Annotated in this window: 8 protein-coding genes and 1 tRNA gene; 2 read left to right on the top strand and 7 right to left on the bottom strand. The window is 48.3% G+C overall.

The window, feature by feature from the left end; all coding sequences use genetic code 11:
* Positions 1-90 (top strand): IS3 family transposase (locus CSQ88_RS16080; RefSeq protein ID WP_143449393.1); only part of this gene is annotated, 90 nt, incomplete at its 5' end.
* 59 nt (positions 91-149) lie between these two features.
* On the opposite strand, the gene CSQ88_RS16075 is transcribed toward CSQ88_RS16080, so the two are convergent.
* From CSQ88_RS16075 to mltF, 6 genes are all read right to left on the bottom strand, one after another.
* The gene (locus CSQ88_RS16075) at positions 150-776 is read right to left on the bottom strand and encodes a PEP-CTERM sorting domain-containing protein (RefSeq protein WP_099399099.1); all 627 of its coding nucleotides are present in this window, start codon (positions 774-776) and stop codon (positions 150-152) included.
* Positions 777-872: 96 nt separating this feature from the next.
* Positions 873-1,505, bottom strand: coding sequence for a PEP-CTERM sorting domain-containing protein (locus CSQ88_RS23210; RefSeq protein WP_218963122.1), 633 nt, complete (start codon positions 1,503-1,505; stop codon positions 873-875).
* Between the two features lie 582 nt (positions 1,506-2,087).
* A complete protein-coding gene (gene nagZ / locus CSQ88_RS16060; protein ID WP_099399097.1) occupies positions 2,088-3,638 on the bottom strand; it encodes a beta-N-acetylhexosaminidase in 1,551 nt (516 codons plus the stop codon).
* Between the two features lie 98 nt (positions 3,639-3,736).
* The gene (locus tag CSQ88_RS16055; protein WP_180273684.1) at positions 3,737-4,255 is read right to left on the bottom strand and encodes a GNAT family N-acetyltransferase; all 519 of its coding nucleotides are present in this window, start codon (positions 4,253-4,255) and stop codon (positions 3,737-3,739) included.
* Positions 4,256-4,318: 63 nt separating this feature from the next.
* Positions 4,319-5,704 (bottom strand): glutamate--tRNA ligase, encoded by a 1,386-nt coding sequence (gene gltX, locus CSQ88_RS16050; protein ID WP_099399095.1) that lies wholly within the window; start codon positions 5,702-5,704, stop codon positions 4,319-4,321.
* Positions 5,705-5,926: 222 nt separating this feature from the next.
* Positions 5,927-7,384, bottom strand: coding sequence for a membrane-bound lytic murein transglycosylase MltF (mltF, locus tag CSQ88_RS16045; RefSeq protein ID WP_180273683.1), 1,458 nt, complete (start codon positions 7,382-7,384; stop codon positions 5,927-5,929).
* Between the two features lie 107 nt (positions 7,385-7,491).
* Between mltF and CSQ88_RS16040 the strand changes: the two genes are divergently transcribed.
* A tRNA-Ser gene (locus tag CSQ88_RS16040) sits at positions 7,492-7,581 on the top strand.
* Between the two features lie 93 nt (positions 7,582-7,674).
* Here the strand turns inward: CSQ88_RS16040 and pabC are convergent.
* Complete coding sequence (gene pabC / locus CSQ88_RS16035; protein WP_099399093.1) at positions 7,675-8,526, bottom strand: aminodeoxychorismate lyase; 852 nt, start codon at positions 8,524-8,526, stop codon at positions 7,675-7,677.
* Positions 8,527-8,549 lie beyond the last annotated feature (23 nt).

Raw genomic sequence — 8,549 nt, 5'->3', positions numbered from 1 at the left:
TACATCCATTACTATAACCACGACCGAATCAAACTGAAGTTAAAAGGGCTGAGTCCTGTGCAATACAGAACCCAGCCCTTGAGCGCCTAGCTTTTATACTGTCCAACTAATTGGGGTCAGTTCAATTTAATGGCCTTTTTTTATTTTGCTTACTCAACATTAGTTTTCCTGCGACGATTCACCAACAAGGCGGTTAAACCAAGCCCCATTAAGGCATAAGTTTCCGGCTCTGGCACAGGTGCGGCAACCATCCCTTGGCCCTGAATCCCCATCAGATCATAGCCAAGTGACCAGCCACCATCACTGAGTGACCGCACTTTAACCTGAGCAATCCCATTACTAAAACTACTTAAATTAATAAAGCTGGCTTGAGCCGAATATCCAGAAGAAGTTAAAGGCTCATATGCCATCCCAAGAAATGACCAGCTATCAGTCGAATTTAAGCGCCCATAAATTTCTGCGCTTTCATTTGCGCCATTTGCAACAGAATAAATATTTAAGCCCGTTGTCGCTTTTTGCCCCGTAAATGAATAAATCGCTTCATAGCCACTTTGCACAGCAACCCATTCACCGTATGTTGGGGCACCAGTAGCTAATGCTCCTGAAACATTAATTAAAGTACCAGGAGTACCATTTTGAAACCCCAGAAGATTAGCGTTACTCTGGCTTGCATTTTTATAACTAATAAATTGATCAACATAAGCATCAACAGCATGTGCCGTACTAAATATGCCCACCAGAACCACAATTGCGGCTGCATTTGTTTTTAGATTCATCTTTATTCCTTATATTTTAAAAAATCAGAAACCACTAAGAAGTCACTATCATTTTAAAAATACATGCTGTTAACAGATTAATTACCCATATCCCTTCTATGCATCAACTTGCCTGCGTCGATTAAGCAGCAAGGCAATTAGTCCTAACCCCATTAATGCATATGTTTCTGGCTCTGGCACAGGAGCCGCCAGCATCCCCCGGCCTTGAATCCCCATTAAATCAAAGCCAGGAGACCAGCCAGCTACGTCTGTACCACGGATCATCACCTGGCTGACACCGCTTAATCCCGTACCAGCTAAGCTTAAAAATGACGACACCGGATTATAAGTTGTCCCTAAGGGGGCTCCTTCGGTGACCGAGCCAATTTTCGTCCAAGCATCCGTAATATTCAGTTTTCCCCAAATACTCACATTAGATAAAGCACCTGCATCTACATAATAGATATCCAAGCCATCAGTGGCTTTTTGCCCGTTAAAGCCATATACAGCAGAGTAATCAGTAGGAATAGAAACCCATTGAGATACAGTAGGTACACCAAGAATAATATTTGGATTAACGACTTCAGGAGGGGGCGCAGTCAGCGTACCATTATTACCATATGCAACCGCATTATTTCCTAATGCATCTTTAAAGCTGATAAATTGATCAACATAAGCGTTTACAGCGTGTGCTGAACTAAATAAGCTAAGCAATATTACAATTGCAGCCGTATTTTTTCTGATGTTCATTTTTGTTCCTTGAAGTTTTAAAATAGATGATTAAAAAACGGCTGCATTCAAATATAAAAGCATTAGTTAAATACATCACTTAATAATTAATCAAAAAAACAGACCAATTAAAGCTATGCAATCCGTTTATCTGATGTGTATTTTTACCGTAAACAACTTTCCATATCAATCCACAGAAAATTCAACATTCAGGTGTCTGGTATTCAAAATATATAAAAATAATGAAGGAACATCACCGCATATTGCCTTAGTAATAAAAACACAGGCTGTTGCAGCGTTATTTCCAGCGAAACAAAGCCATGCTTTCACCGATACGGCACAAAAACAGTTTTGAAAAAATATAGAGAAAGGAAATGTTTGGAGTTTGAAAGATTGATTGGTATTAACTAAAAATTGGCCGGTGTGTTCTAGTTCACAAAGAAAGCATTCAATGATCTGTTCACACAAGGCACTGTTACGCGCAGCCTGGCGCTCAGAGCATGCAGAGAAAGCCGGGCTGGTGCCAGGAAAGGTGTAGCAGACGCAAAAAAGCCGGTTTTTCCTGAGCAGAAAAACCGGCTTCTTATTTGATAATGATCTGAATCAGTGATCAGCAGCAGCCAGCTTCCAGGCTAATGCAGATAAAGCAGCAGGACGGTTAGAGCAGCAACTTAGCCGCCCTGCCGCTTCAGGTGCAAGATCCAGATCATAGGGCAGACGGCCCGCAATCAGCCACAGCTTATCGTGTGGCAAGGCATCAATCAGCGCCCGCTGCTCTTTAGATAATGCAGCGTTATACGATACAAAAATAATTTGTTCTGCATGTGCAGCCCTGCTTAAAACCACGTCCAGCTCCGCCGCTGATGGCTGCAAGCCTATCCACTCTTCACTTACTGTAAATGCCAGCTCACGCAAAGGCGTCGCCAGTGAATTACGCGCTTCAGGCGTTTTGCCAAGAGCGACTTCATCAATCTCGGTATGAACGCGCACCTCGGCGCTAATCAACAAAACAGCTTTATTTTTATCGAGCTGCCTTGCCTCGCCGCTGATTGCCGCCTGATGAACGCGCTCTGACAATTGCAATGACTCTGGCGCCAATAACGATGGCACAAGGCTGGCCCAATCCGACATCTGATAGCGTTGTTTTAATGCAAGAATACGCAGCACTGATTCATCAATACGAGCCTCTGAAATCTCACCATCTTTAACAGCCCGCAATACTTCAGCAAAAGCTGCCGCTTGCTTGGCGGGTGTATGTGAAATCAACACAATATCGGCTCCGGCGGTAATCGCTGATACAGCCCCCTTTACCGTCCCTACCCCCTTGCCAATTGCATCCATTTCCAGGCAATCTGTAATCACAACGCCCTGATAATTCAGCTCATTTCTTAATAAACCAGTGAGAACAGCGTGAGAAATCGTTGCTGGCTTAGCCAGATCCGGCTCAATAGCTGGAAAAGCAACATGCGCCGTCATCACTGCATCCAGCCCTGCATCAAAAGCGGCACTAAACGGAGCCAGCTCTACGGCATCGAGACGAGCCCGGTCATGGGCAACCACCGGCATACTGTGATGGGAATCAACGGCAGTATCACCATGCCCCGGAAAATGCTTCCCCGTGGCAGCCATGCCAGCCGACTGTATGCCCCGCAATGCAGCCAGCCCATACTGGCAAACATCGCTGACTGTTTCGCCATAAGCCCGCACACCAATCACCGGATTTTGCGGGTTATTATTAATATCCAGCACCGGCGCAAAATTGATATTTATCCCCAGCGATTTCAGCTCAGCATTACCAACCCTAGTAAGCGCTTCGCAATCTGCTTCGCTCGCTGCATGTTTAAATGCCATGGCAGAAGGCAGCGGTGTCACGCCCGCTTCGATCCGCATCACCATGCCACCTTCCTGATCCGTACCAATCATTAATGGCACAGGGCTATTTTCTAAATTGATTTGTTGTAAGCGCAAATTCAGGGCGGCAAGCTGGCCAGGAGTTTCAACATTTCGCCGGAACAAAATAATGCCTCCAAGCTGATGCTTCCTCAACATCTCTTCAATATGCGAATTGGGCATCAGGCCATCAAACCCTACCATAAACAACTGGGCAACTTTCTGGCTAAGAGTCAGGGAATGTAAGAGTTCAGCAGCGTGCATGGGCAATACTCCAAGGTGATATGGTGGTGTGCAGCCATTATAATGCGATGGGTTTCACCCGCCCTACGCGCTTTGTAATGTTGACAAGATGGGCAAAGTTACCCCGAATAACTGCAAGCCTGTAACACAACACCACTTTGGCTGCTTAAATGATGAATCCAATAATCCGAGCGTTCGTTTTTAGCGCCCTGCATCAGCCAGCCATTTTTTTGATAAGCCTCCATCGCAGCGCGATTCTCCCGCCCAAGCGCAAGCACGGCTGCAACACAACTGGCAGCCTGCAATCGTGTAATGACAAACTGATTGAGCAGCTTAAAATAACCTTTGCCCCGATATTCTGGTGCAAGATAAAACAAATGCACATAGCCCGTTTGCTCAAGGTGAGAATAGGTTTTGAACTCTATTTGCCCAATAATTTGCCCTTCAGAATAAACATGAAAATATCCCCATTGCGGGTCATCAATTCTGGAGAGGATTTTATGATGGTAATCAGCGCCATCCACACCCACAAATTCAGTAAAACTATCCAGGGTATGAAAGCTGCAAAGATAGGCATCTTTTCTGAATTTCAGGCAAAGATCAAAATCACACTGCACATCAATTTTTTTAAACTCCACCCTTATTTCCTTTTTGCATAAAAAAACCGGGCTACAGCCCGGTTTTTTTAATTAGCCCAATGCTTAAGCCAGGCGTTTTAATACTTCTGCCTTACCCAGCAATGCCAGCACCGCATCCACCGAAGGTGTATGTGTGGTGCCGCAGACTTTGGCGCGCAGTGGCATGCCTACCTGGCCCATTTTTACGCCCTGCGATTTGCAGAATTCTTTAATAAATGCCGAGATGCTCGCGGTATCCCATGCTTCAAGTGCTGCAGCTTCGCTGGCAAAGGCGCTCAGGCGGGCCAGATCGTCACTCGTCAGATGCTTGGCTAGAATCTCATCAGAAGGCGTGAGCGGCTGGTAAAAGTATTCTGCTTCGGCAGCCAGCTCAACGATGGTTTGCACGCGCTCTTTAAGCAAAGCGACGACATCCACCAGGGCGGGCCCCTGGCTCAGATCGATCCCTTTTTCATCCAGGAAGCGCTTAGCCAGATCAGCCAGGCGGGCAGTATCCGCAGCTTTGATATGCTGAGCATTCAGCCACAGCAGTTTTTCTTTATCAAAGCGGCTTGGGCTGGCTGATACATCTTTCAGATCAAACCATTCTACAAACTGCGCCATGGTGAAGAGTTCATCATCACCGTGGCCCCAGCCTAAACGCGCCAAGTAGTTGAGCAGGGCTTCCGGCAGATAACCGGCGCGGTCGTAATCCACCACGCTGACGGCATCGCGGCGCTTGGATAATTTCTGGCCCTGATCGTTATGAATCATGGGCAGATGGGCAAATTGCGGTACAGCCGCGCCCAATGCATTGAAGATATGAATCTGGCGCGGTGTGTTATTCACATGATCATCACCACGAATCACCTGGGTGATGCCCATATCCCAGTCATCCACCACCACGCAGAAGTTATAGGTTGGCGTGCCATCCGGGCGGGCGATAATCAGATCGTCCAGCTCGATATTGCCAATCTCGATCCGGCCTTTCACCAGATCATCCCATGCTACGACGCCATCCAGTGGCGTTCTGAAGCGCAGTACGGGCTGCACACCAGCCGGAGGCTCAGGCAGAACCTTGCCTTCCTCGGGTCTCCAGCGGCGATCGTATTTGGCTTTTAAGCCCAAAGCCTCTTGCTCGGCGCGCATGGCATCGAGTTCTTCTTTGGACATAAAACAAGGGTAGGCGTGGCCACTGGCTAAGAGTTGCTTCACGGCTTCGCGGTAGCGATCCATGCGCTGCATTTGGTAAAACGGGCCTTCATCGTAGTCGATGCCCACCCAATGCATGCCATCCATGATGGCTTTCACAGATTCTGGTGTGGAGCGCTCTAAATCGGTGTCTTCGATACGAAGCACAAATGCACCGCCATTTTTGCGAGCATGCGCCCATGAAAACAGCGCGGTGCGTACACCACCAATATGTAATAAGCCCGTAGGACTAGGGGCAAAACGAGTACGTACAGTCATAGAAAAGCTACCGGAAATAGTGCGTGGAAGGCGATATTGTAGCGCGTAAGAGCAAACTGCGCCGCAGGCGCAGCGGATCTCCCCTATCCACCGCAACAAACACCTAGGAATCCGATGCTTCTCATTGCTGCAGCTTGAGCCGCGAAAGCTCCGCATAAATAAGGTCATTGGCGGCAAAAGCCGCTCCCTGCCCTTTTATGCTAAAGCTTGCAGCGCTTCTGATCAAAGCGCCGCGGTACGCACCTGCTTAGCCGCCAGCACGCGGTTATTGATATTCAGCGGCAAATTATTGGGGTTTTGCACCACAATATTCTCGCTTAGCACCGGCATCGTGCTTTGCACCGGGCTCTCGAAACGCACCAAAATATCGTAGTAAGTGCGTAAGCGTTCGACAAAAATCACGGGCTCGCCACCGCGGGCATAGCCGTATTTGGCGGATTTAAAATATTGCGGATTACGCAAAAGTGGCAAAGTGGTTTTTACATCCACCCAGCTATCCGGGTTTTTGCCCAGCTTCACAGCCAATGCGCGGGCATCAAGCAGATGGCCTAATCCTACGTTGTAGGCAGCCAGCGCCAGCCAAGTGCGATCGGGCTCAGTAATATTCTCAGCCAGGCTGTCTTTCATGGTCTGGATATAACGCGCGCCACCCTGAATACTTTGATAGGGGTCGAGGCGGTTCACGCCCAAACGTTCTGCCGTATCGTTGGTGAGCATCATCATGCCACGCACACCCGACATCGAAACCGCTTCCGGATCCCACATCGATTCCTGATAAGACAGCGCAGCAACCAGGCGCCAATCCAAGCCGGTTTTCGTTTCAGCCTCTTTAAACCACTTTTTATAGCGTGGCAAAGTGGCTTTGCGCTTGTCTAAAAACGCCATGGCATCCATTGGGCCAAGACGATTCACATGGCCGTAATATCGGTCAAGCAGACTGCGCAGCTCACCACTTTGGGTCATTTTGCTGAAGAAGCCCTGGAACAAGGTAAACAGCTCGCTGTCTCCTTCAGGAGCAGCCCAAGCCAGCTGCTGCACCGAGCCCATATCGCGCGAAATAGCGATTTTAGGGAAGTAATTCTGCGCAACATCCGCAGCATGCGAATCCACCATAGCGTAAGTGAGCTGGCCATTGGCAACGCGCTCGATCAAGTCTTCGCTATCTCCATCTTCTACCACGTTCCAGCTCAGGCCTGGCTTGCTGGCCTTTAGCTTATCCAGCGCCATGGTGTACTGAGGCAGAGTGCTGATGCTTGCCTCTCCTGCGCTCAGCTCTGCCAGAACACTGGCTGCCGTTTTATTGCTTGGGTAAACCAGCACAGGCTCGATACTTTGGTAGGCCGGGCCAAATGCAAGCCCCTGGCTTTCAAAGCCTTTTTGCACACCAACGGCAAAATGAGCTTCATTTCCCTTTAGCCTGGAAAGTAACTCGGCATAGCTGCTGGTCACGATAAAACGCACTTTCAGCCCATTTGCTACTGCAAAGCGAGTAACGAGGTCGTACTCCAAGCCTGCGTAATTGCCTTCAGCATCGACATAGAGTGTGGTCGGACCGTTTTGTACCAGTACGACGAGTTCTTGTGATTCTGCCCAAGGAAGAACCCGGTTGGAAGATTGTTCCGGCATATCGCCGCAACCCGTTAGAACAACTGTTGCTAGAGCCATGAGCCAATGTTTCATGCGCATCCCGTTTGTTGATACCGGCCGCATTCTGCACTAATTCATCCTAAAATGACAAACACTGCTTTGCCTTAGGTAAAAATTGCGCTAGAATTCGTCTCCTCTTTGGAGAGGTGGCAGAGTGGTTGAATGTACCTGACTCGAAATCAGGCGTACTCGCAAGAGTATCGGGGGTTCGAATCCCCCTCTCTCCTCCAGATTTATCAAAAACGGCAAGCCCTCAGGCTTGCCGTTTTTGCGTTGAAGGAGCGCCAATATAAGGCCAAGCCCCTATCCCACGCTGTGACAAATTACCCTTTCGTCATATCCGGCTCATTCACAATCGCAAATTTTTCCTTCTGGCGCAACTGCTTAAGTGCAGCCAAGAGCAGTGCTTGCGCGGTGTGAGGGGAGAAATGCTGCTCACATAAAGAGGACACTGGCAATAATCCCATTACGCTATTTGTTAACCAAATTGCGTCTGCTTTTTTAATCTCATCCAGCTTCCAGACTCGTTTTTCCACCTTCCAGCCATGCTGCACTGCAGCATCAAAAACGGCCTCACACATCACTCCATGTACCCCGCTTTGATCCAGTTTTGGGGTACTTAAAATGCTGTCGCTTAAAACCAACACATTGCTCATTACGCCTTCGATAATCTGATCATCTCTGTCCAGCATCAGGCCTTCAAAAATCTCCGGATCACTCCATTCCCGCCTCGCTAAAACATTTTCTAAACGATTCAAATGCTTAACCCCTGCCAGAGCAGGCTGCCAGCTTGCACGCGTAGTGCAAACCCGTACTTTTACGCCCTGCTGATAAAAATCATCGGGATATACAGGTAAAGCAGCCATTTGAACAATGCGATTGACCGCCAGCGCCGGTGGCGAGCCATAGCCACGAGCCGTTTCTCCTCTTGTAATGATAATTTTAAGCACGGCGTCAACAGGTGTAAGCTTTCGAAAGTCTTCTAACAGCAAAGACTCAGCGGGGCATATTATTCCTAATGCAGCACAATCTTGCTGTAAGCGTGCGTAATGTCTGGCCCAAAATTCAATCGCCCCGCCGGTGCAACGCATGGTGCGAAACACTCCGTCACCAAATTGAAACGCCCGATCGGCCATACTGATGGCATCCTGGAGCTGGCCATTAAGCAATCTCATTTAAAACTCCATAAAAAAAGGGT

This window comes from Iodobacter sp. BJB302 (genome assembly GCF_002735645.1).
In the GTDB taxonomy this organism is placed as follows: Bacteria; Pseudomonadota; Gammaproteobacteria; order Burkholderiales; family Chitinibacteraceae; genus Iodobacter.
The sequence above is the reverse complement of the archived record's forward strand: the minus strand, read 5'-3'. Positions and strand labels throughout refer to the sequence as shown.

Bases quoted from the DNA above. Each gene is read 5' to 3' on its own strand.
- CSQ88_RS16075 (WP_099399099.1), bottom strand. From the start codon at position 776: ATGAATCTAAAAACAAATGCAGCCGCAATTGTGGTTCTGGTGGGCATA.
- CSQ88_RS23210 (WP_218963122.1), bottom strand. From the start codon at position 1,505: ATGAACATCAGAAAAAATACGGCTGCAATTGTAATATTGCTTAGCTTA.
- nagZ (WP_099399097.1), bottom strand. From the start codon at position 3,638: ATGCACGCTGCTGAACTCTTACATTCCCTGACTCTTAGCCAGAAAGTT.
- gltX (WP_099399095.1), bottom strand. From the start codon at position 5,704: ATGACTGTACGTACTCGTTTTGCCCCTAGTCCTACGGGCTTATTACAT.
- mltF (WP_180273683.1), bottom strand. From the start codon at position 7,384: ATGAAACATTGGCTCATGGCTCTAGCAACAGTTGTTCTAACGGGTTGC.
- pabC (WP_099399093.1), bottom strand. From the start codon at position 8,526: ATGAGATTGCTTAATGGCCAGCTCCAGGATGCCATCAGTATGGCCGAT.